The 22,721-nt window shown below is 65.0% G+C and carries 19 protein-coding genes; 4 read left to right on the top strand and 15 right to left on the bottom strand.

Translation table 11 applies throughout. From position 1 onward, the window contains the following. Positions 1-121: 121 nt before the first annotated feature. From topA to CH293_RS13535, 3 genes are all read right to left on the bottom strand, one after another. Entirely contained in the window at positions 122-3,115 is a 2,994-nt protein-coding gene (gene topA, locus CH293_RS13545) for a type I DNA topoisomerase (protein ID WP_094720490.1), read from the bottom strand. A 144-nt stretch (positions 3,116-3,259) separates the two neighbouring features. After that, on the bottom strand, positions 3,260-3,847 hold the full coding sequence (locus CH293_RS13540) for a hypothetical protein (protein ID WP_037108517.1): 588 nt from the start codon (positions 3,845-3,847) through the stop codon (positions 3,260-3,262). Positions 3,848-4,053: 206 nt separating this feature from the next. Then, entirely contained in the window at positions 4,054-4,257 is a 204-nt protein-coding gene (locus tag CH293_RS13535; RefSeq protein WP_005248460.1) for a cold-shock protein, read from the bottom strand. A gap of 446 nt (positions 4,258-4,703) precedes the next feature. On the opposite strand from CH293_RS13535, the gene CH293_RS13530 reads away from it, so the two are divergent. After that, the gene (locus CH293_RS13530; RefSeq protein WP_094720489.1) at positions 4,704-7,070 is read left to right on the top strand and encodes a DEAD/DEAH box helicase; all 2,367 of its coding nucleotides are present in this window, start codon (positions 4,704-4,706) and stop codon (positions 7,068-7,070) included. A 114-nt stretch (positions 7,071-7,184) separates the two neighbouring features. Continuing rightward, positions 7,185-7,745 carry a MaoC family dehydratase N-terminal domain-containing protein gene (locus CH293_RS13525; protein ID WP_255122843.1) on the top strand — a complete coding sequence of 187 codons (561 nt, stop codon included), beginning with the start codon at positions 7,185-7,187 and terminating at the stop codon, positions 7,743-7,745. A 28-nt stretch (positions 7,746-7,773) separates the two neighbouring features. On the opposite strand, the gene CH293_RS13520 is transcribed toward CH293_RS13525, so the two are convergent. Genes CH293_RS13520 through ssd form a run of 7 tightly spaced genes read right to left on the bottom strand, consistent with a single transcriptional unit; the run spans position 7,774 to position 12,343 of the window. Beyond that, complete coding sequence (locus CH293_RS13520; RefSeq protein WP_094720487.1) at positions 7,774-8,133, bottom strand: Rv3654c family TadE-like protein; 360 nt, start codon at positions 8,131-8,133, stop codon at positions 7,774-7,776. Then, positions 8,130-8,417 (bottom strand): TadE family type IV pilus minor pilin, encoded by a 288-nt coding sequence (locus CH293_RS13515; RefSeq protein ID WP_094720486.1) that lies wholly within the window; start codon positions 8,415-8,417, stop codon positions 8,130-8,132. Before CH293_RS13515 ends, CH293_RS13520 begins: the two co-directional genes overlap by 4 nt. Positions 8,418-8,437: 20 nt before the next feature. After that, the gene (locus CH293_RS13510) at positions 8,438-8,638 is read right to left on the bottom strand and encodes a DUF4244 domain-containing protein (protein ID WP_037108504.1); all 201 of its coding nucleotides are present in this window, start codon (positions 8,636-8,638) and stop codon (positions 8,438-8,440) included. Between the two features lie 60 nt (positions 8,639-8,698). After that, complete coding sequence (locus CH293_RS13505; protein ID WP_094720485.1) at positions 8,699-9,277, bottom strand: type II secretion system F family protein; 579 nt, start codon at positions 9,275-9,277, stop codon at positions 8,699-8,701. Further along, positions 9,268-10,056 carry a type II secretion system F family protein gene (locus CH293_RS13500; RefSeq protein ID WP_094720484.1) on the bottom strand — a complete coding sequence of 263 codons (789 nt, stop codon included), beginning with the start codon at positions 10,054-10,056 and terminating at the stop codon, positions 9,268-9,270. The genes CH293_RS13505 and CH293_RS13500 overlap by 10 nt, the downstream gene beginning before the upstream one ends. Further along, complete coding sequence (locus tag CH293_RS13495) at positions 10,053-11,231, bottom strand: TadA family conjugal transfer-associated ATPase (protein ID WP_094720483.1); 1,179 nt, start codon at positions 11,229-11,231, stop codon at positions 10,053-10,055. The genes CH293_RS13500 and CH293_RS13495 overlap by 4 nt, the downstream gene beginning before the upstream one ends. Further along, positions 11,228-12,343, bottom strand: a complete 1,116-nt coding sequence (gene ssd / locus CH293_RS13490) for a septum site-determining protein Ssd (protein ID WP_094720482.1) — start codon at positions 12,341-12,343, stop codon at positions 11,228-11,230. Before ssd ends, CH293_RS13495 begins: the two co-directional genes overlap by 4 nt. A 412-nt stretch (positions 12,344-12,755) precedes the next feature. Here ssd and CH293_RS13485 point away from each other — a divergent pair, with 412 nt between their 5' ends. Then, the gene (locus tag CH293_RS13485; RefSeq protein WP_019662963.1) at positions 12,756-13,589 is read left to right on the top strand and encodes an HAD-IB family hydrolase; all 834 of its coding nucleotides are present in this window, start codon (positions 12,756-12,758) and stop codon (positions 13,587-13,589) included. 364 nt (positions 13,590-13,953) lie between these two features. On the opposite strand, the gene CH293_RS13480 is transcribed toward CH293_RS13485, so the two are convergent. The 5 genes from CH293_RS13480 to CH293_RS13460 all read right to left on the bottom strand — a co-directional run bounded on the left by CH293_RS13480 (position 13,954) and on the right by CH293_RS13460 (position 20,204). After that, a complete protein-coding gene (locus CH293_RS13480) occupies positions 13,954-14,706 on the bottom strand; it encodes an oxidoreductase (RefSeq protein WP_094720549.1) in 753 nt (250 codons plus the stop codon). A gap of 106 nt (positions 14,707-14,812) precedes the next feature. Then, entirely contained in the window at positions 14,813-16,558 is a 1,746-nt protein-coding gene (locus tag CH293_RS13475) for an ABC transporter ATP-binding protein (RefSeq protein ID WP_094720481.1), read from the bottom strand. After that, positions 16,555-17,514 (bottom strand): ABC transporter permease, encoded by a 960-nt coding sequence (locus CH293_RS13470; protein WP_019662960.1) that lies wholly within the window; start codon positions 17,512-17,514, stop codon positions 16,555-16,557. The genes CH293_RS13475 and CH293_RS13470 overlap by 4 nt, the downstream gene beginning before the upstream one ends. After that, positions 17,507-18,433, bottom strand: a complete 927-nt coding sequence (locus CH293_RS13465; protein WP_019662959.1) for an ABC transporter permease — start codon at positions 18,431-18,433, stop codon at positions 17,507-17,509. The genes CH293_RS13470 and CH293_RS13465 overlap by 8 nt, the downstream gene beginning before the upstream one ends. Before the next feature lie 142 nt (positions 18,434-18,575). After that, positions 18,576-20,204: an ABC transporter substrate-binding protein gene (locus CH293_RS13460; RefSeq protein WP_037108488.1), complete on the bottom strand. Its 1,629-nt coding sequence runs from the start codon at positions 20,202-20,204 to the stop codon at positions 18,576-18,578. A 441-nt stretch (positions 20,205-20,645) separates the two neighbouring features. Here CH293_RS13460 and acs point away from each other — a divergent pair, with 441 nt between their 5' ends. Continuing rightward, a complete protein-coding gene (gene acs, locus CH293_RS13455; protein ID WP_037108486.1) occupies positions 20,646-22,604 on the top strand; it encodes an acetate--CoA ligase in 1,959 nt (652 codons plus the stop codon). The last annotated feature ends 117 nt before the right edge of the window (positions 22,605-22,721 follow it).

Below are 22,721 nucleotides of genomic sequence, written 5' to 3'. Positions count from 1 at the left end.
GCGAGCAGACCGACAGGCACCCCATCGTTTGAATGCGCCATTCATGTTGACAGACAACATGAATGGCGCATTCAAGCGGAGGTCGGCGGTGATCGGCGCATCACCCGAGCGTTGGAAGCGATCAGGAGTCCGCTGGAGGAGCTTTCTTCGCTGCAGTTTTCTTCGCCGGTGTCTTCTTGGCAGGCGTTTTCTTGGCAGCAGTTTTCTTGGCTGCGGCTTTCTTCGCCGGGGTCTTCTTGGCTGCGGTCTTGGTAGCAGCCTTCTTGGTAGCAGCCTTTTTGGTTGCCTTCTTCTTCACCGGTCCGCGGGCACGCCTGTCCGCCAACAGCTCCGAGGCGCGATCGTCGGTGATGGTGGCAACGTCGTCGTCCTTGCGGAGGCTCGCGTTGGTCTCGCCGTCGGTGACGTAGGGACCGAAACGGCCGTCCTTGATCACCATCGGCTTCTCGCTGACAGGGTCGGTGCCGAGCTCACGCAGAGGTGGCTTCGCTTCACCTTGCCGTCCGCGTCGCTTCGGCTCGGAGTAGATTTTCAGCGCCTCGTCCAAGGTGACGGTGAAGAGCTGCTCCTCGTCGGTCAGCGACCGAGAGTCCGTGCCCTTCTTCAGGTACGGGCCGTAGCGACCGTTCTGAGCGGTGATCTCTTCCTTCGATTCCGGGTCCACGCCCACGATCCGTGGCAACGACAGGAGCTTGAGGGCGTCCTCGAGCGTGATTGTCGCCAGGTCCATCGACTTCAGCAGCGAACCGGTGCGGGGCTTGGGTCCGGTGGCCTTCTTTGCCGCCTTCTTGGCCGGAGCCTTCTTCGCCGCAGCTTTCTTCACCGCGGTCTTGGTGCCGCCACCGCCGTCCGAGTCCTGCGGAATCGGCACGATGTCCGGCTCGGGAGGAGTCGATTCAGGCTCCGGCTCGGGCAGGATTTCGGTCACGTACGGACCGAAACGTCCTTCCTTGGCTACGATCTCGTGACCCGTCAGCGGGTCGGCTCCGAGCTTGCGCCCTTCCTGCGGGGTCGCGAACAGCTTCTCGGCGAAGTCGATGGTCAACTCGTCCGGCGGCAGATCGTCGGGCAGGTTGGCGCGCTGCGAGATCGGATCCCCATCGGGATCGTCGTCGTTTTTCACCATCCGCTCGAGGTACGGGCCGTAGCGCCCGACGCGTACATGGATCTCGCGGCCCTGATCGTCGTCGAACAACCTGATGGAGTTGATGACGCGAGCGTCGATGTCCTCGAGGTTGGTGCCGACCATCTTCTTCAGGCCACCGGACCTCGCGACGGAGCCCTCGGCCCCGGTGTCCCCACCGAAGTAGAAGCTCGTCAACCAGTCGCCGCGGCGTTCACGACCACCGGCGATGGCGTCGAGGTCGTCCTCCATGCCCGCCGTGAAATCGAAGTCGACGAGGCGGCCGAAGTGAGCCTCCAGCAGCGCGACCACCGAGAACGCCACCCACGACGGCACGAGTGCGCTGCCGCGTTTGTAGACGTATCCGCGGTCGAGGATTGTCTTGATGATCGACGCGTACGTCGACGGCCGGCCGATACCCAGCTCTTCGAGGGTCTTGATGAGCGACGCCTCGGTGTACCGAGCGGGTGGGTTGGTGGTGTGGCCGTCCGGATCGAGCTGGGTCGCGGTGACCGCAGCGCCTTCCTTCAGCGCAGGGAGGCGAGACTCGGCGTCGTCGGACTGGCCGCCTGCCTCGTCGTCGACGCTTTCCACGTAGGCCTTCAGGAAGCCCGCGAAAGTGATGGTACGGCCGGACGACGAGAACGTGCACTGTTCGCCGGTGCCCGCGGTACCGGTGATGCGCAGCGTGAGCGTCGTGCCCCGCACGTCGGCCATCTGGGAAGCGACGGTCCGCTGCCAGATCAGCTCGTACAACCGGAACTCGTCGGTCTGCAGCGCGGAATGCAACTGGCCGGGCGTCTGGAACACATCGCCGGCAGGCCTGATTGCCTCGTGCGCCTCCTGGGCGTTCTTGACCTTGCGCGTGTACTGACGCGGCGACGGATGCACGTACTCCGCGCCGTACAGCTCGGTCGCCTGCGACCTGGCTGCCGAGATAGCCGACTCCGACAGCGTCGTCGAGTCGGTACGCATGTAGGTGATGTAGCCGTTCTCGTACAACCGCTGCGCGACGCGCATGGTGCGTTCGGAGGAGAACCGCAGCTTGCGGCCTGCTTCCTGCTGCAGCGTCGATGTCATGAACGGCGGATACGGCTTACGGGTGTACGGCTTGTCCTCAGCGGACGCGACGGTGAGGTCCACACCCTGAAGGGCCTCGGCGAGGCGTCGGGCACGCGGTTCGTCCAGAACGGTCACACCGTCGGACTTCAGCTTTCCGTCGGCACCGAAATCACGACCCGCGGCCACGCGTGAACCGTCGACGTTGACCAGCCGCGCACCGAAGCTCCGCGGCGACGCTTCCGCCCCGGCGTCGAGGGTGGCCGAGATGTCCCAGTACTCCGCACTGCGGAACGCCATTCGGTCGCGCTCGCGCTGAACGATGATCCTGGTGGCGACGGACTGCACACGGCCCGCCGACAGCTTCGGCATGACCTTCTTCCACAGCACCGGCGACACTTCGTAGCCGTAGAGCCGGTCGAGGATGCGCCTGGTTTCCTGCGCGTCGACGAGGTCCTGGTCCAGCTCACGGGTATCGGCGGCGGCCGCGAGGATGGCCGGCTTGGTGATCTCGTGGAAGACCATGCGTCGAACAGGGATCTTGGGGTTCAGGGTCTCGAGGAGATGCCAGGCGATGGCCTCGCCCTCGCGGTCGGGGTCGGTGGCGAGGAAGAGTTCGTCGGCGTCCTTGAGCAGGCTCTTGAGCTCGGCGACCTTGCCCTTCTTCTCCGGGGAGACGACGTAGAGCGCTTCGAAGTCGTGGTCGACGTCGACACCGAGGCGGGCCCACGGCTCACCCTTGTACTTCGCGGGGACGTCCGCGGCACCGCGTGGAAGGTCGCGGATATGGCCGACCGACGCCTCGACCACGTAGTTGCTACCCAGGTAGGGGGCGATCTTCTTGGCCTTGGTCGGAGACTCCACGATGACAAGGCGGCGCGGCTGGGCACCGCCGGTGGTGGTATCCCCCGTGCCGTTCTTGCGTGCTGCCACCTTGCTGCCGAACCTTCCTCGTTGCGTCCTGTAGAGCCACTCCGTGAGTAGTTTCTACCTGTCGAAACCGACAATTTTGCCGGTCCGCCTGGTAACAGAGTGGCATACGACGTCAAAATACTCGCAGATCAGCTCTACATCTTCTTACTCGGCGGTCGGCCAACTGGTACGTGCGTCCGGATTTTCCGGCGCAGGTCCGACGTTCTCGACCAGCCTCAGCATTCGCCTGCGCCCGGTGATGCGCAGCCCTGGATTGGAGCCTCGGGTGCCGATGAGAGTGGGAGCTATGCCTGCTCTCATCAGCGACTGAGCCAACGGGGCGTGCGTGTCGGGCGCGTGCGGATCCAGTCCCAGAACATACCGTTCGCCCTCGGCTTCCGGTCGGCCGCCTGCGAGCACCCACGCGCGGAGCTCGCGGGCGCCGGGCACCCAACCCGGCGGCATCGACTTGACCGCGCCCTTCGTCCACAACGACGCGAGTGCCGACAACTCGGGCACCGACGCCGTCCGCACGAGCGGCCTGTCCTCCTCGGACCGGCCGAGTTCGGACACGAGCCCGCACTGCGCCATCAGGTCCGCGATGGCCTCCGCGCGCCAGGACGAATCGACGACGACCGAGATGCGAGCACCGGCCGCCGACAGAACCACCTGCCCGGTGGACGCGAGAAGTCCACTCAAGTCGGTCACCGACGGCGGCAGCGACTCGGCGGAGAAGAAGGACAACTGGTTCACAGTGTGGACAGTAGAACAAAAGCGGGAGTGGAGCCTGCAGGAACGACCCGAAGGGCGAGAGTGGAGCCTGCAGGAACGATCCGAGGAGACAGTGTCGGCAGTTGCAGTGGCCATGGATACAACTCATCCCCCTTCGCTTCGGCATGCGCCGAAAGCGATAGGGGGATGAGAGGTGTCGATTCCGCTCGCGGGGAGCGGGGTGTCGATCAGACTGCGCGAACTCCGGTTGCCTGGGGTCCCTTGGTTCCCTGGCCGACCTCGAACTCGACGCGCTGGTTCTCCTCGAGGGTGCGGAAGCCGCTGCCCTGGATCTCGGAGTAGTGGACGAAAACGTCAGCGGAGCCGTCTTCTGGTGCGATGAATCCAAAGCCTTTTTCGGCGTTGAACCACTTCACAGTTCCCTGTGCCATGCTTTTCCTTCTCTTTCTAACACCGGATGCGGTGGGCAGCACTTACAGTCCACCGGGCCGGTTCCGACCGTTGTACTTCCTGAATTCCCCCTCAGGCGGAACCCGCGTCCGACAAGCGTTGCCGAACCACAGACCCCTTCAGGAAACGCTCCAAAAGCACACCGCCCGCAACATAAGATCCTGCGAGCGTGAAAACGAACACAGAAGCTGCGACCGGTTCAAGTCAACCACGCTTTTCGCGTTTCCAACAGTCGAAAAAGTCAGTTTTCGCACATTTTGTTGATCTTGACGCTCATCACCGGCAGATTTGCGTCGCCCGACCCCTCTCACCAGCACGTATACCGAGGCGCCGTCGTCGTTCGAATGACCGACCGATAGCATGAAACCCGCAGGTCACGACGTCATCGCGACGCACCTGCAACAGAACCGAAACATGGAGAGCAGTAGTGACCCAACCAGATCCATCGCCGACGGGTCATTCGAACAGCTACGGCAGGGCGCTTCTCGACCGCGTGCTGGCGGGTACGCCGTCCGGAGAGCAGCCCCTCACCCATGTCGCGGAGTTACCGGGTCGCGAGGCCCAATTCACGGACTGGCCAACATGGTTGAAGCCCGAAGTAGCCGCCGTCTTCCGATCTCGCGGTATCGCACGTCCGTGGACACACCAGGCGCACGCGGCAACTCTGGCCCACAATGGTCATCATGTTGTCCTGTCAACCGGCACAGCATCCGGGAAGTCACTGGCATACCAGATGCCCATCCTGTCCACACTTCTCGGCGATTCACGAGGCACCGCGCTCTATCTGGCACCGACGAAAGCGCTCGGTGCCGATCAACTGCGCAGCACCATCGCCGTCACCGACGAGTTGCGCGCTGATGCACCGGAACTGGCCGAGGTATTTCCGAGCGCCTACGACGGGGACACACCGATCGAGATCCGCCAGTGGGCGCGCGCGAACGCCAGGTGGCTCTTCACCAACCCCGACATGATCCACATCGGGATACTCGGCGCACACGAGCGTTGGGCACGATTTCTGCGCAACCTCCGCTACGTCGTGGTCGACGAATGTCACTATTACCGTGGCGTGTTCGGCTCCAACGTCGCCTTGATCCTGAGGCGTCTCCGCCGAATCTGCGCCCGCTACGGCGCGACCCCGACCTTCGTCCTCGCCAGCGCCACCACGTCCAATCCAGGCACGGCCGCGTCCAGGCTCGTCGGCGCTGTCTGCGAGGAGGTGACCGAGGACGGATCACCGCACGGCCCACGAACCGTCGCGTTGTGGGAGCCCCCGCTCATGAAGGAGATCACCGGTGAGAACGGTGCGCCCGTCCGGCGATCCGCGGGTGCGGAGGCGTCCCGCATCATGGCCGACCTGATGGTCGAGGGCGCGCGCACACTCACGTTCGTCCGTTCCCGTCGTGGCGCCGAGGTGACCGCGCTCGGCACTCAACGCCTGCTGGCCGACATCGATCGCGACCTTCCCGGCCGCGTCGCGGCCTACCGCGCGGGGTACCTCGCCGAGGATCGACGCAAGCTCGAATCCGATCTGTCCGACGGCACCCTGCTCGGTGTCGCGACCACCAACGCACTGGAGTTGGGTGTCGACATCGCCGGACTCGACGCCGTGGTGGTGGCCGGCTTCCCCGGCACGGTGTCCTCGTTCTGGCAGCAGGCGGGTCGGTCCGGTCGACGAGGCGAGGGGTCGCTCGTCGCCCTCGTCGCCCGAGACGATCCACTGGACACCTACCTCGTTCACCATCCGGCCGCCCTGTTGGACAAACCGATCGAGGCGACCGTCACCGATCCGTCGAACCCGTATCTCCTGGCACCTCAGATGCTCTGCGCGGCAGCCGAACTACCCATCACGACCGACGAGGCCGCCGAGTTCGGAGCAGAGGCGGTGCTCGACGGCCTCGCCACGGACGGGTTGGTGCGCAAGCGACCGCACGGCTGGTTCATCACGCCGGACGGCCAGCAGTACGCCCCGCACGCGTCGGTGAACATCCGCGGTGGAACCGGCACCCAGGTGGCCATCGTCGACGGCGGATCGGGGCGGATGCTCGGAACGGTCGACTCCGGAAAAGCGCCGGCAACAGTGCATCCCGGAGCAGTGCACATTCATCAGGGTGAGAGCTTCGTCGTCGACGATCTGAACCTGGAGGACGGTCTGGCGCTCGTTCATCCCGAACAGCCCGACTGGAGCACGTCCGCACGCGAAACCACCGACATCGCCGTCACCGACGTCCACTCCCGACGTGACCACGGTCAGGTCACCGTCGCACTCGTTCAGGTGAACGTGACGCACCAGGTCGTCGGCTATCTGCGTCGGCTGCACTCGGGCGAGATTCTCGATTCGATCGAGCTCGACATGCCGGAGCAGACGCTCGACACCCGCGCCGTGATGTACACGATCACCCCGGAGCTGCTGGAGGACAGCGGAATCACCGCCGAACGTTTCCCCGGCTCTCTCCACGCGGCCGAACACGCAGCCATCGGTCTGCTCCCGCTGGTCGCGACCTGCGACCGATGGGACATCGGCGGGGTCTCGACGGCGCTGCACCCGGACACCGGACTTCCGACGGTGTTCGTCTACGACGGATACGACGGCGGTGCCGGCTTCGCGGACCGCGGACATCGAGCGATCGTCGACTGGCTGGAAGCGACGAGAGAGGCGATCACCTCCTGCGAGTGCCCGTCGGGGTGCCCGTCGTGCGTGCAGTCACCGAAATGCGGGAACGGAAACGATCCCCTCGACAAGGACGGCGCCGTGACCGTCCTGGATGTCGTGGTGGCCGCGATTCGCCCGTCGTGATCGGCCACACCACGGCGCCGCAACTTTTGTAAGTTGTGGGCGAGTTCGACCGCTTCGCTGCACATCTCTCCGTCGACTGGTGGACTTCCATTCAGTAGACGAGGAGAGGTGACCATGTCGACGATGTCGCTGATCGATCACGAAGTGTCCGAGCCCCGATCCATACGGGACATGGTGGGCGCACACCACTTCGTGACATTCACCTACGAAGTCGGACGCGAGAAGATCCGCGAATTCACCCGTGCGGTCCACGACGACCACCCCGCGCACGTCGACGATGCGGCCGGCCACGAACTGGGGCACGACGGCATCATCGCGCCCGTCACGTTCGTCGCCGTCATCGGCGCAGCCGTGTTGCCGGAACTGTTCGAGAACCTCCTCCTCGGGTACGGGCTGAAGGACATTCTGCACTCCGACCAGCAGATCGTGCTGCACAGAACGATACGAACCGGTGATGTCCTGGGCAGCGACCTGTGCCTCGAATCGTTCCGCCAGGCTGGTGGCAGCGACATCATGGTCACCAGGAACGAAATCTGCGACTCGGCAGGCGAACCCGTCGTCACCACCAGAACCACGTTCGTCGCCCGGACCGACGAGCGCCGCGACAACGGCGTCACGGCTGCCGATGACGGCATCGGCAGCCTGCTCGACGGGATCATGCGCAGAGGCGGGTAAGGCACGAGTGGAGCCTGCGGAGCGACGGTCAGGGGCCTGCGCGGGCCGAGGCCACTGCGTCGCGGATACCCAAGCGTCCCAGCGTCACCGAGACAGTGACTTCGACGACGACGTCCCACCCCTCGACAGTGCAGGTCGACACGGATCCGCCGACGCGCTCGACGACGTCTAGGCCCGTGGCGCACGCGTCCACGACACCTCGATCGAGCGCACCGGCCGCGGCCAGGGCCGCGAGATCCGCAGCCGATTGCGCTCGGTGGCGCGCGCCGACGGCGGATCCGACGTGCACGACGGCTATCACCACCACCAGCAACGCGGTCAACGCGAACGCCGCGGTCACCGTCACGCTGCCTTTGTCCTGTGATTCGAATCGAGCAAAGGCGTTCATTCGGGCACCGACTCCATGACCGCCACCGCATCGGCCGAGACGGTGAGCCCGGGCAGCAGCGTGGACGATTGGACTCGAACGGTCACCATTCCGTCCTCGGTGTCCACCGACATCGTGGCTCTCGCAGGCAACAGCGATTCCGACACGTCGTCACCTCGGGCCACGAGCCGAGCAGCCTCCCTGGCTGCATCGACGCACCGGACATGCTGCGACACTGCGGTGATCGCACCGATGCAGGTGATGACGACGGCGACGATGGAGGCAAGCGCGATAGCCGCCTCCACCGTCGCCGAACCGTCGTCGGCTACACCGAAGTGGCGAGCGCGCGATCGATGATCCCGGTCAACGCGTCGACGATGGACGATCCCGTGACCACCGTGTAGAGAATCGCACCGAACGCCGCCGCGGCGATCGTGCCGATGGCGTATTCCGCGGTGGACATCCCGTCGTCGTTCACCGCGGCGAGAATCAATCGCGTCCTGGCCTGTCGCATCACAGCTTTCATGATCTTCCCCCTTATTGACGTCCGGACCGGCGAACCCGGTCCGGAATTCCAGTCGTGATGTCACAGCACACCACCTCCGAGCACCGTGCTCGCCAGTCCGATCACCACAGGGACGATGCCGAGACAGACGAAGGCAGGTAGGAAACACAGTCCCAGTGGCCCACTGACGAGCACTCCCGCTCGTTCGGCTTCGGCTGCCGCGGCGTCCTCGGCGCTCGCGCGCTCGGAGTCTGCCAACTCCGCGACGGCGTCCGCGAACGACGCACCCGATCGAGAGGATCGACGAGCCATGCGCGCCAACGCTTCCACCTCGGGTAGCGCACCGACTGCCCTCCACGCATCGTCCGGATCGGCGCCAAGACTCAGCAGGTCCGCTGTGGTCCGTAGCGCGTTGGACACGTGGGGCGGAGCCATCGTCGACACCGCGCGAGCCGCGGCCCCTGCGGACAGTCCACCGGCTAGGCACGCCGCCATCATGTCGAAACACGTTGCCACCGCGTGCCGATCGGCGACGGGGGCGGTCTCGCGTTCGTCGACGACGCGGCCCTCCCCCACTACCCTCCCGAGTCCACTCCTGTCCGCAGGTGCGGTGATCAGAGCGGCTGCGGCACACAGCATCGCAATCCCGATCATCGGCATACCTTGTCGGTGATGGCATCCGTCCACAGAAGTCCGCCGCAGACGAGGGCCGTCCCGATCACGAGGAGAACGCCCCCGAGCCCTCCTCCGAGGAGCACCGACAGCGGGGCCGCTCCCATTGCCTGACCGAGGCCGACGCCCACGATGGGCAGACACGCGAGGACGGTTCCGGTGGCCCGGGCACCTGCCAGCGAAGCCTGAGTGCGGTCACGGAACCGATTGCGTGCCTGCATGTCTCTGCGAGCGGCGCCGAGCAACCGGGCCAGGGCGAGACCGTGTTCGTCGGCGATTCGCCATGCGGAGGCGACGATGGACAGCGGGTCGGAGATCGCAGTGTCCGGTACCGACAGCCCATCGTGCGCGCGCCCACCCATGCGCGCGTGTCCGGAGGCGCGCTCGAACGCGATCCCCACGGTGCCGGAACTTTCCGCAGCCGCGACAGCCGACGCGGACGCAGGATGCGATCCGACTCCGAGTTCTCCGATGACGGTGTCCAGTGCAGCGATCAAACTTGCGGATTCGGTACGGAACGTCCTCTTCTCGCGTGCGGATCGTCGACGCTTCCACACTGTGGCCCCGACGATCACAGCGGCGAACAGTGCATGAACTCCCGCGAACCACACGAGGGCGATCGCACCGACAACCGCCGAAACCGGAACGATCGCGGCCCGACACCGCAGGACCGTCACTGTTGGAGTGCGGAGCACTCGAAGGCGAGCCTGCGGACCGGGAACAGCGAGAAGCGCAGCTGCGCAGAGCAGTACGCCCATCGCGGTCACAGCGAGTCCATCCGACGGCGAATCATGTCGTCGAGTTCGGCTCTGCCGCCGGCGGTACCGTCGATCGACCACGCGGGCACGACCCCTACTCGGCCCGTCACGTCGGGAACGAGCACGGCGATCTCCCTCAATCGCCTGCGACCGTTGGACGATCTGTGCACGTGTAGCACCACCTGAACCGCAGCGCCGAGTTGACTGTGCAGCGCGTCTCGACCCATGCCGCCGAGCGCCGCGAGCGCCTCCAACCTCGCGGGTACCTCGGCGGGAGAGTTGGCGTGAATGGTGCCCGCGCCCCCGTCGTGTCCGGTATTGAGCGCCGTCAGCAGGTCGACGACCTCGGCTCCGCGTACCTCACCTACCACGAGACGATCCGGCCTCATACGCAGTGCCTGACGCACGAGCTGGCGCACGGTCACCTCGCCGACACCCTCGACATTCGGCGCACGCGCCACCATCCGCACGACATGAGGATGAGACGGGGCGAGCTCGGCGGCGTCCTCGACACACACGATCCGCTCGGTGGCGTCGACCTCACCGAGAAGCGCGGCGAGCAACGTAGTTTTTCCCGCGCCCGTGCCGCCGATCACGAGGAACGCCAGTCTGGCCCGGACGATGGCGCGCAGCAGGTCGAGCGCCTCCGGATCGACGGCCCCGCGCTCGGCAAGTGCTCCCAACCCTTGAGTCGCCGGCCGAAGCACCCGCAACGACAGGCACGTGCCGCCGCGCGCGACAGGTGCCAGCACGGCGTGCAGCCGAACCCCGAAGGAACCGTCACCGACCCCGGGCAGCTGACCGTCGACCCACGGTTGAGCATCGTCGAGGCGTCGGCCCGCCGACAACGCGAGCCGTTGGCAGAGTCGCCGCACAGCCGTCTCGTCGGCGAAACGGATTCTGCTGCGCTCCAGGCCGACTCCCCGGTCCACCCACACCTCGTCCGGCGCGGTCACGAGGACGTCCGCGACAGCCGGGTCTCGCAGCAGCGGCTCCAACGGTCCAGCGCCGGTGAATTCCGTCTGCAGAGTCCGCAGTGCAGCCAACAGGTCGGTGTCGCTGAGCACACCGCCGGCCTCGATCCTGATGGCTGCGGCCACGGTCGTCGGTGTCGGTTCCTCTCCCGCGCCGGCAAGCCTGCCCCGCACCCGATCGAGCAGTTCCCCCGTCACGACGGCGCTCATGCCGCCCGCCGTCCCTGCCGAGGCTTACGTGCGAACGTCTCCAGAATGTCCGACGCCGCACGACGAAGCGGCGATCGCGCCGACAACGTCAATCCACCACGCTCGACGCGTCGGGCGAGGCCCGGTTCGGGACGCATGCTCGCAAGCAACGGCAAGCTCAACGCGTCGGCGATGTCGGTGCTGCGGAGCCCACCGGGCGCCGGCCCGCGGACGACGAGCCCGACGTTCGAATTCCTGGCACTCAGGTACGCCGACGCGTTCTCCGCCGCCGACACCGACGCCAACGTCGCGGTCACCACCAGCACCACGAGATCCGCAGCGTCGTGATAGATGTCGGAATGCGATCCGATGGTGCGCGGTGCGTCGCAGACCACCAGATCACCGATGCGTCGTCCGGCGTCGACGACAGCGGACGTCGACGCCTCGCCGTGGCCCGCCCCGGGCGTTCTGCTCGCCACGCTGCCGGCGGACAGCACCGACAGATGCCCGACGGTGGGGAGCGCACCCCGGAGCGCGTCACCGGAGATTCGACCGGCTTCGACGATCAGCCCCGGCCATCGGAGCCCAGGGCTGGACTCCCAGCCGAGGAGCAGGTCCATTCCGGCGCCGTACTCGTCTCCGTCCACCAACAACGTTCGGATGTCCCGTGAGGACGCGGTGAGGGCTATCGCCGCAGCGAGGGTGGACGCCCCCGCTCCGCCGGTCGCACCCGTCACCGTGATGACCCCGCCGTCTCCCGCCGAGTCGCCCGGCTCGGCGCTGAGCAACGCGACGAGCGCGCTGTCGTCGCTCGGCAGTTCCATGACGTCGGACGCGCCGAGGACAGTGGCCAGACGCCAATGATCGACGCTCGCAGCACCGGGAACGACGACGGCAACTCTTGCTCGTCGCGGTAGGGACAGCCCGCCTGCCCTGCCGTCGACCAGGACGACACCGGCGTCCTCCCATTCGAGTCGCATCGAAGGCGAAATCTTACCGACTGGTAGGTCCCGTTCCACCACAACACAATCCGCCGCGGCCGCTACCCGCAGAACCTCTGCTCGCAGGGCAGCGTCGTCGGTCAACAGCAAGCAGGGGCGATCGCGCCTCGTCCCGATTCGGTCGGTGTCCATGGCCAGAAGCTTGGATGCGGAATCGGCTCGCCACCAGGGGGGTCTGCGACATTGTGGATGGATCGGGGGGCTGTGGATGAATTACTGGACATCCGTACCAGATTTTTTCCCCCGAACAGAGGACGACCCTCGCCAGGGGGGGAGGAGGCGAGGGTCGTCGGGTTCAGCCCCGGGGGGTCGGGCTGAACACGTCCGAACTAGTCGGACTGCACCGATACTACACCCGCATCACGTGCCGTTTGCAAGTTCAACATTCGACGAAATCCGGTACCGACCAGTAGCCCTGACCCCCACCCGACCACTACACACTCCACTCGCGTCACCTGGGTCGTTCCTGCAGGCTCCACTCCCGTCACCTGGGTCGTTCCCGCAGGCTCCACTCCCGTCACCTGCGCCCTCTATCCTTCACAGTGTGACCACCAGCGCCCGTATCGACGACGCCGAATCCACTCGTCCCGCCGGAAGAATTGCCGCGTTCTTCGATTTGGACAAGACAATTATCGCCAAGTCCAGCACGCTTGCGTTCAGCAAACCGTTCTTCGATCAGGGACTGATAAACAGACGCGCCGTACTGAAGAGCAGCTACGCGCAGTTTCTCTTCCTGCTCTCCGGTGCCGACCACGATCAAATGGAACGGATGCGCGCCCATATCGCAGCGATGTGCGCGGGTTGGGACGTGGAACAAGTCCGTTCGATCGTTGCAGAGACGTTGCACGACATAGTCGATCCGCTCGTGTTCGCCGAAGCCGCCGATCTCATCGCGGACCACAAACTGCGCGGACACGACGTCGTCGTCGTGTCCGCTTCCGGCGAGGAGATCGTCAGGCCGATCGCCGAGGCACTCGGCGCGGACATCTCCACGGCGACCAAGATGGAAGTCGAGGACGGCCGCTACAACGGGACCGTCGAGTTCTACTGCTACGGCGAGGGCAAGGTGGAGGCGATGGAGTCTCTCGCCGAATCCCGAAACTACGATCTGTCACAGTGTTTCGCGTATTCGGACTCCATCACGGACCTGCCGATGCTCGGCGCCGTCGGACACCCGACGGCAGTCAACCCGGACCGAGCGCTACGCAAGGAAGCCGCAGCCGCGGGATGGCCGATTCTGACGTTCTCCAACCCGGTGTCCCTGCGATCACGCATCCAGAAACCATCCGGAACAACCGTAGCGGCAAGTGCCGCAGTAGGTTTCAGCGCCCTGGCCGCCGGCGCGATCACCTACGGACTACTCCGCAGAAAACGATGACCTCTACCCCTTGATGTGAGCGGCGCCACAGGGTACAAATGACGTACGGAAGAACGGAAGGCCAAGTTCGAACCGGAAGAGAAGGTTCGTTTCTCCCGACCGCGATTCCCAGCACGGACATCAGGCACCCACGCGGAGCGCGCCGCTGACAGGGCAGAAGCGCTGTGGGCCTGCGAGTTTCGGGAAGCAGCAGCAAGAACCCTGCACCGGTTGCAGGGATGACCTCCTACTTCACCGGATCGTCGCCGAGGCCTCGCGATCACAGAATCGCCACAGCCCACCTTTGCACGCTTGGTAACCGGTTAGTCCGTGCTAAGGGGCGGCGAAGTCGACTTCGGTCGATGACGCCGCCCTTTTGGGGTTTCTACTGGCTTGCGGAGCCGGCCGCCTCCGCAATCGACGTCGCCTCCGCCGCGCCTGCTTCGAGAGCGCCGCAGCAGTAGATGATCCAGCTCCCGACACCCGTCGCCGAGCCGGACGCGAAACCGTCGGCGCCGTCGCGATACGCCTGCGAACGTCGCATCCAGCTGACCTCGGGCACACCGAGGTTGTGCGGATCGAGACCGGACGACGCCGCGACCAATCTCGACGCCGCTCGGGCGACCACACCATCGGCGGTTCCGAACGGCTTCAACGTCAGCAGCTCACCGTGCACTATGGCGGCGACGACGGGCGCAGGAGCGGACGTGCCCCCGGTGACGAGCTGGGCGAGAAGATCCAACCGATTCCCGACGCCGTCGCGTGGCCGTCCGAGCAGTGTGTCGTCGTCGACGAGGTCGGCCGCAGCGAGCAGATGCAGCCGTGCAAGTGCTTGTAGCGGTGCCCGCTTCCACACGGGCAGCATGTTCTGCAGCGCGTCGCCGTCGAGCGCGGACCCGACGCGCAGGCACCCGGCCAGAATCGGATCGCCGTCCTCGCCTGCACGAGGGAAGTCCATCGTGCCCCCTTCGAGCACGGACGACGACCGAGCGGCGCGGACAGCGGCCTCCGCCGCGGTCGCCGGCCAACCCCGACGGTTCGCCTTGTGTCGGTGAACAGCGCCGAGAGCATCACGCGCGCGCTCGGCGGCGTCGACGATTCCCGGTAGCTCGAGCAGCGGTGCAAGTGGATCGGTCACGAGTGACGACGGTACCCGCGTGCTCTTCTCACCGGCACCGCACCACCGTGCGCTCACGACCGGGATGTCGGCGGTGGACGCACGGTGGTGCGAGTGACCAGGAGCGTCAGGCTCCGAGCTGAATGGATCCACCCGGAATAGCGGCCAGCAGCCGCTGCGTGTACTCCTCCTTGGGATTGTCGAAGACTTCGTCGGTCTTCGCTGCCTCGACGATTTCACCCGAGCGCATGACGAGGACGTCGTCGGCGATCTGCCGGACGACGGCGAGGTCGTGCGTGATGAACAGGTACGTCAGTCCCAGTTCTGCCTGCAGATCGTTCAACAGGGACAGAATCTGAGCCTGGACGAGTACGTCGAGGGCCGATACCGCCTCGTCGCAGATGACCACCTCGGGCTGAAGCGCGAGCGCACGGGCGATGGCCACACGTTGACGCTGACCACCGGACAACTCGTTGGGGAACCGCCGCATGACCGAGGCCGGCAGCGACACCTTGTCCAGCAGATCCCGCACCCGAGCTTCGCGCTCCTTCTTGGTGCCGACGCTGTGGGTGCGCAGCGGCTCCTCGATGGTGCGGAAGATCGAGTACATCGGATCCAGTGAGCCGTAGGGGTTCTGAAAGATCGGCTGGACTCGACGCCGGAACGCGAATGCGTCCTTGTTGGACAGCCCGGCGACGTCGCGGCCGTCGAACTTCACCGTTCCCTCCGTCGGCTCGAGCAGACCGAGAACCATCTGCGCCACGGTTGATTTACCGGACCCGGACTCGCCGACGATGGCCGTCGTCGTACCGCGCTCGACCGTGAAGGACACATCCTTGACGGCGGTGAAGAGCGTCGATTTGAACGGGCTGCCGCCGCGCAGCTTGAACTGCTTGGTCAAACGATCGACCACCAGTACGGTGTCCTCGGCGGGCTCGAAGGCACTGTCGTGCTCCTCGGCGACGACCTCCTCGGCAACCTCCTTGGCTTGCTCGACGATCTCCTTGCGCACCGCCGACGACTTCAGCCGCTGCGACGCCAGCGACGGCGCCGCCGCGACCAGCTTCTTCGTGTACGGGTGCTGCGGGTTCTGCAGAATCTCCAGTGCCGGACCGGATTCGACGATCCGCCCCTTGCTCATGACCACCAGGTGCTCGGCGCGCTCGGCAGCAAGACCGAGATCGTGGGTGATGAGCAGAACCGCAGTTCCGAGTTCCTTCGTCAGACCTTCCAGATGATCGAGAATCTGACGCTGCACGGTGACGTCGAGCGCGGACGTCGGCTCGTCGGCGATGAGCAGTTTCGGCCGGGCGGACAATCCGATCGCGATGAGTGCACGCTGACGCATACCGCCGGAGAACTCGTGCGGATACTGATTGACACGCTTCGCCGAGTCCGTCAGGCCTGCTTCGTCGAGCAGTTCGATCGCCCGAGCCTTCGCGGCCTTGCCCTTGGCAATGTTGTTGGCCGCCAACGCCTCCTCGATCTGGAAACCGATCTTCCACACCGGGTTGAGGTTGGACATCGGGTCCTGAGGAACCAGCCCGATCTGACTGCCGCGAACCTCGACGAAGTCCTTCTCCTTGGCCGTGGCCAGGTCCTTGCCGTCGAAGAGGATCTCGCCGCCGGTCACCTTGCCGGTGCCGGGCAGCAGATTGATGATGGCGTGCGCCGTCGTCGACTTACCGGACCCGGATTCGCCGACGATGGCCACGGTCTGGCCGGGATACACCGTCAAGCTGACGCCTCGAACTGCCGGTACCGGACCGGAATTCGACTGGAAGGACACCTCGAGGTTCTTGATGTCGAGCAGAGGCTGCTCTGCCTTGCCTGGATCAGTGGTCATCGCGTCGTCTTTCGTACGTTCGCTCATCGCTTACGGGCCTTCGGGTCGAGAGCGTCGCGCAACGCGTCGCCCATCATGATGAAGCCCAGCACGGTGATTGCCAGTGCCGCTGCGGGATAGAACAGAATCGTCGATCCCTGACGCAGGGTGACCTGCGCGGCGCTGATGTCGCCGCCCCACGACACCTCGGTCGGGGGAAGCCCGATACCCAGGAAGGACAGCGTGGCTTCGGCAACGATGAAGGTACCGAGCGAAATCGTCGTGATGACGATGATCGGAGCCATCGAGTTCGGGAGGACGTGCCGAATCAGGGTGCGCACCTTCGAGACTCCCAATGCACGGGAGGCCATGACGTAATCGTTGTTCTTCGCCGACAGTACGGCCCCACGCGTGATGCGCGCCATCTGCGGCCAACCGAACAGTGCGAGAACGAGAATCACGGTCCAGATGGTGCGATCGGTGAAGAGCTGCATGAGCACGATGGCAGCGAGGATCAGCGGGACACCGAAGAAGATGTCGGTCAGACGAGACAGCAACGAATCCGCCCAGCCGCCGTAGAAGCCCGCGAACGCACCGAACAGCACGCCGATGACCAGAACGAGGAAGGTGACTCCGACACCGGTCAGCACCGACGCGCGTGCACCGTAGATGGTGCGTGCGTAGATGTCACAGCCCTGACGGTCGAATCCGAAGATGTGGCCGGACTGCGGTCCCTGCATGCTGAAGTCCAGGTTGCAGTACCTGGGGTCGGCGCTGGTGAACAGCGACGGGAACGCAGCGACGACGATGACGGCCAGAATGATGAGCGCCGAGACGATGAAGATCGGACGCTTGCGCAGGCTGACCCACGCGTCCTTCCAGATGCTGGCGGGCGCCTCGTCGATGTTCACGGCATCGGTCTGACTGACGTCGATGACCTCGTCTTGTTCGACGAATCGCGCTTGCCGCACGGAGCGGTCGTTCGAAGATGTGGACTCAGGCATAACGGATCCTTGGGTCGAGCGCTGCGTAGAGGAGATCGACGACGAGGTTCGCGATCAGGTAGACGACGATCAGGACGGTCACGAAGGACACCACCGTCGGCGCCTCACCTCGGATGACCGCCTGGTAGATCGTGCCGCCGACGCCGTTGATGTTGAAGATTCCCTCGGTGATGATCGCGCCGCCCATCAGTGCAGCGAGGTCCGCGCCGAGGAACGTGACGACCGGGATGAGCGAGTTACGCAAGACGTGCACGTTCACGACGCGACTGCGGGACAGGCCCTTGGCTGTCGACGTGCGCACGAAGTCCGCGCTCAGGTTCTCCGCGACCGAGGTCCGCGTCAGGCGCACCACGTACGCGAAGGACACGGCACCGAGAACGAATGCCGGGAGCAACAAATTCTTGAAACTGGTGTTGCCACCGACCGTCGGCGGGACGATGCCCCATTTGATACCGATGAAGAACTGTGCCAGGAAGCCGATGACGAAGATCGGGACGGCGATGATGACGAGGCTGACGATCAGCACGGTCGAGTCGAACAGCTTGCCCTTGCGAAGACCGGCGATCAGACCGAAACCGATACCGAAGACGCCCTCGATGACGAGAGCCATCGCGGCGAGCTTGGCGGTGATCGGAAATGCCTGCACGAGAACTTCGCTGACGGGACGGCCGGAGAACGACATTCCGAAGTCGAAGGTGAAGATGCCCTTCAGGTACAGCAGGTACTGCACGATGAACGGCTGGTCGAGATTGTAGCGAGCCCGCAGCTGATCGGCGACGGCGGGGCTGATGGCCTTGTCACCTGCGAGTGCGGCAATGGGGTCTCCTGGAAGCAGGAAGACCATGGCGTAGATCAGGAATGTCGCCCCGATGAAAACGGGGATCATCTGAAGTAATCGGCGTCCGATGTACCAGAGCATCGGATCACCTCCTTTGGAGGAAGGTGGACGTCACCGAGAAGGCCGGGGCGTCGAAAAGTAGTGAGGGGGCAAGCACACGAGCAGGGCGGTAGGTGAAAGACCTACCGCCCTGCTCGGTCTCATGGAGATGAAGAAGAGAAGATCAGTTCTTCTCGATCTCGTTGTAGATCGGGATTCCGTCCCAGCCGATCTTCACGTTGGTCACGTTCTCGGACCATCCGCTGGCTGCGTTGCGGTACCAGTTCGGCACTGCGGGAAGGTCGTTCAGCAGGATCGACTGAGCCTGGTTGACCAATTCCTGCGCTGCGGCCTTGTCCGTCTCACCTGCGGACTCGCGGAGCAGACGGTCGAACTCGGGGTTGGAGTAGTCACCGTCGTTGGAGCTGCCGCCGGTCTGGTAGTTCTGCGCAAGGAAGCCGTACTGCTGCGGGTAGTCACCCTGCCAGCCCGAGCGGAACGCCGTCGGGATGGTGCGGTTGGTGGCCTCGGTGCGCAGCTGCGCGAAGGTCGGGTACGGAGCACCCTGCGCCTCGATGCCGAGCGTGTTGCGGATGCTGTTGGTGACAGCGTCGACCCATTCCTGGTGTCCACCATCGGAGTTGTACGCGATGGCGAAGGTGCCGGTCCACGGTGCGATGGCGTCGGCCTGAGCCCACAGAGCCTTCGCGGCCTCGGGGTCGTACTCCACGTTGGACTCGTTCTCGAGCGAATCCGTCCAGCCCTCGATGGCCGGACTGGTGTAGTCCTTGGCCGGGGTACGCGTGTTGTTGAAGATCTGCTCGGTGATCTGGTCGCGGTTGATCGCCTTGGAGATCGCCTGACGACGCAGAACGCCTTCCTCGCCGCCGAAGTGCGCGAGACGCGACGGGATGGTGAACGTCTCGATGCTGGCAGACGGCTGGTTGACCGTGCGGCCGGGCAGATCGGTCTCGAACGTGGTGACGGCCGAGGACGGCACGTTGTCGAGAACGTCGACGTTGTTCGACAGCAGATCCGTGTACGCGGTGTCCAGGTTGCTGTAGAGGATGAAGCTGACGCCACCGTTGGCGGGCTTACGGTTTCCGTCGTAATCCGGGTTGGTGATCAGGTCGATGCGGACGTTGTGCTGCCACGCACCTTCGGACGCGAACTTGTACGGTCCGTTGCCGATGGGGTTCTCGCCGAATGCCGCGATGTCGTCGTATGCGACCTCGGGCAGCGGGTAGTACGCGGCGAATCCGAGACGATCGGGGAACGCTGCCTCGGGCTGCTTGAGCTCGATGGTGAACGTCTTGTCGTCGACGACCTTCAGTCCGGACATGGTCTGGACTGTCGGGTTCTCGGCGGCGACCTCGTCGTAGCCCTGGATCGGGTCGAAGAACGATCCCTGCAGCTGCGCGTTGGTGGACAGCGCGCCGTAGTTCCAGGCGTCGACGAAGGAGTTGGAGGTGACGGGGGTCCCGTCGGTGAACGTCCATCCGTCCTTCAACGTGATGGTGTAGTTCTGGCCGTCGGTGGTGTCGATGGACTCGGCCACCTCGTTCTGCACACCACCCTCGGGCGTGTACGAGACCAGGCCGGCGAAGATCGAGTCGACGACTCGGCCACCGGTGTTCTCGCTGGTATTCGTAGGAACAAGCGGGTTCTGGGGCTCGCCACTCCAGGCGTTGATGATCGCGGAGCCGTCTCCCGACCCTCCGCCACTCGTCGAGTCACCGGACGAGCACGCCGTGACCAGCGCCGCCGATACGACGACTGCTACCGCAGCTGTCGCAATGCGTGTTCTACGCAAGACAAATCCTCTCTTCGGTCGATCACGGGTTCGCCGTGATCGTCTCCCCACGGGCGTCACGCCCACGGGGTTCTGTGGGGCGACCGCCGGCCACACCCTTTAGTGCGGGGTGGCAACGATCTCAATACCGCAGACTTTAGACACATCCTGAAACGAACATGTGAACTCCCCCAGTTTTTGCTGACCGCCGAGTAGGCACGAAACATGATCGAAACGTTTCGGCAAGTCATTTGTCTCGATGACGGCACCCGTCCGTCCGGGCCACTCCGTCGGATCAGTCCTGAATACCGTCCGTCGCGCAGAACCGACCGATCACCGCAGATCAGAGGGTTGCACGCCGCTGCAACGATGCGACCGCCCTCACATGTGACTACCCTCACAAGGGCTTCCTGTGATGGCATTGAGCGCCTTACGCGGACGACGAAAGCGAGCATTCTTAAGATGACGACCAGCACCCCTGAAGCGACGGAGAACGGGGCCGGGGAGACCGCAGCGGAGACGTACCCGCCTTCGGCCGAATTCGCGGCTCAGGCGAACGCGACGGCCGACCTCTACGACGAAGCCGAGAAGGACCGCCTGGCGTTCTGGGCCGAACAAGCGCGCCGGTTGCACTGGCACACCCCGTTCACCGAGGTACTCGACTGGTCCGACGCACCGGTCGCCAAGTGGTTCGGCGACGGCGAACTCAACGTCGCCTACAACTGCGTCGACCGCCACGTGATCGACGGCCACGGTGACCAGGTCGCCATCCACTGGGAAGGCGAACCGGGCGACAGCCGCGACGTCACCTACGCCGACCTCCTCGCCGAGGTCTCCCAGGCCGCGAACACCCTCACCGACCTCGGTCTCGTCGCCGGCGACCGCGTCGCGATCTACATGCCGATGATCCCCGAGGCCATCGTCTCCATCCTCGCGTGCGCACGCCTCGGCCTGACCCACTCCGTCGTCTTCGCCGGATTCTCTGCCACCGCGCTGCGGTCACGCATCGACGACGCCGAAGCCAAACTCGTCATCACCACCGACGGCCAGTGGCGACGCGGCAAGCCCGCGCCCATCAAGGAAACCGTCGACCACGCCGTCGACGGGGCAGCCTCGATTCAGAACGTGCTCGTCGTCAAGCGCACCGACTCCGAGGTGGACTGGACCGAAGGCCGCGACCTGTGGTGGCACGAGACCGTCGCGCAGGCATCGACAGAGCACGAGGCGCAGCCGTTCCCGGCCGAGCACCCACTGTTCATCCTCTACACCTCCGGCACCACGGGTAAGCCGAAGGGCATCATCCACACCTCCGGCGGATACCTGACGCAGACTTCGTACACCCACCACAATGTCTTCGACCACAAGGCAGGCACGGACGTCTACTGGTGCACCGCCGACATCGGTTGGGTCACCGGGCATTCCTACATCGTCTACGGCCCGCTCTCCAACCGCGCCACCCAGGTCGTCTACGAGGGAACCCCCAATTCCCCCGACGAGCACCGGCATTGGAACGTCATCGAGAAGTACAAGGTCTCGATCTACTACACCTCCCCCACCCTCGTGCGCACGTTCATGAAGTGGGGCAAGGAAATCCCCGAAGCACACGACCTGACGAGCGTTCGTCTGCTCGGATCCGTCGGCGAACCCATCAACCCCGAAGCATGGCGATGGTTCCGCGACGTCGTCGGCGGCGGCACCGCCCCCATCGTCGACACGTGGTGGCAGACCGAGACCGGCTCGATCATGATCTCCCCGCTGCCCGGCGTCACCTCCACCAAGCCGGGTTCGGCGATGACCCCGCTGCCGGGAATCTCCGCCATGATCGTCGACGACGACGCCAAGCCACTGGGCAACGGCGGCAACGGATATCTCGTCCTCGACAAGCCGTGGCCGTCGATGCTCCGCGGCATCTGGGGCGACATGGAGCGCTACAAGGACACCTACTGGTCGCGCTACGCCGAAGAAGGCTGGTACTTCGCCGGCGACGGCGCCAAGTACGACGACGACGGCGCCCTGTGGGTCCTCGGCCGCGTCGACGACGTCATGAACGTCTCCGGTCACCGTATCTCCACCAGCGAAGTCGAATCGGCACTCGTCAGCCACCACGGCGTCGCCGAAGCAGCTGTCGTCGGGGCCGCCGACGACACCACCGGCCAGGGCATCGTCGCGTTCGTCATCCTGCGTGCCGGAGTGGACAACACCGGCGACGACCTCATCGCCGAGCTCAAAGCACAGGTTTCCAAGGAGATCTCACCGATCGCCAAGCCACGCGAGATCTCCATCGTCCCCGAACTGCCGAAGACCCGCTCCGGCAAGATCATGCGACGCCTCCTGCGCGACGTCGCCGAAGGCCGCGACCTGGGCGACACCTCCACCCTCGTCGACCCCAAGGTCTTCGAGGCAATCAAGAAGGGCCGCTGACACTTTCGCTTCCAAATGGGTCACTCCGCAGGCTCCGCTCCTGCCAAAATACCCCCGAGTTGTGCGTCCAGGACTCCTGGAGCCGCGCATCTCGGGGGTATTTTCGTCAGTCGAGCG

The sequence above is a fragment of the Rhodococcus sp. 14-2470-1b genome (genome assembly GCF_002259415.1).
Taxonomy (GTDB): domain Bacteria; phylum Actinomycetota; class Actinomycetes; order Mycobacteriales; family Mycobacteriaceae; genus Rhodococcoides.
Note: the sequence above shows the minus strand (reverse complement) of the source record. Positions and strands in the feature narration are given on the sequence as shown.

Bases quoted from the DNA above. Each gene is read 5' to 3' on its own strand.
- CH293_RS13535 (WP_005248460.1), bottom strand. From the start codon at position 4,257: ATGGCACAGGGAACTGTGAAGTGGTTCAACGCCGAAAAAGGCTTTGGA.
- CH293_RS13525 (WP_255122843.1), top strand. From the start codon at position 7,185: ATGTCGACGATGTCGCTGATCGATCACGAAGTGTCCGAGCCCCGATCC.
- CH293_RS13520 (WP_094720487.1), bottom strand. From the start codon at position 8,133: ATGAACGCCTTTGCTCGATTCGAATCACAGGACAAAGGCAGCGTGACG.
- CH293_RS13510 (WP_037108504.1), bottom strand. From the start codon at position 8,638: ATGAAAGCTGTGATGCGACAGGCCAGGACGCGATTGATTCTCGCCGCG.
- CH293_RS13505 (WP_094720485.1), bottom strand. From the start codon at position 9,277: ATGCCGATGATCGGGATTGCGATGCTGTGTGCCGCAGCCGCTCTGATC.
- CH293_RS13495 (WP_094720483.1), bottom strand. From the start codon at position 11,231: ATGAGCGCCGTCGTGACGGGGGAACTGCTCGATCGGGTGCGGGGCAGG.
- ssd (WP_094720482.1), bottom strand. From the start codon at position 12,343: ATGGACACCGACCGAATCGGGACGAGGCGCGATCGCCCCTGCTTGCTG.
- CH293_RS13475 (WP_094720481.1), bottom strand. From the start codon at position 16,558: ATGAGCGAACGTACGAAAGACGACGCGATGACCACTGATCCAGGCAAG.
- CH293_RS13470 (WP_019662960.1), bottom strand. From the start codon at position 17,514: ATGCCTGAGTCCACATCTTCGAACGACCGCTCCGTGCGGCAAGCGCGA.
- CH293_RS13465 (WP_019662959.1), bottom strand. From the start codon at position 18,433: ATGCTCTGGTACATCGGACGCCGATTACTTCAGATGATCCCCGTTTTC.
- acs (WP_037108486.1), top strand. From the start codon at position 20,646: ATGACGACCAGCACCCCTGAAGCGACGGAGAACGGGGCCGGGGAGACC.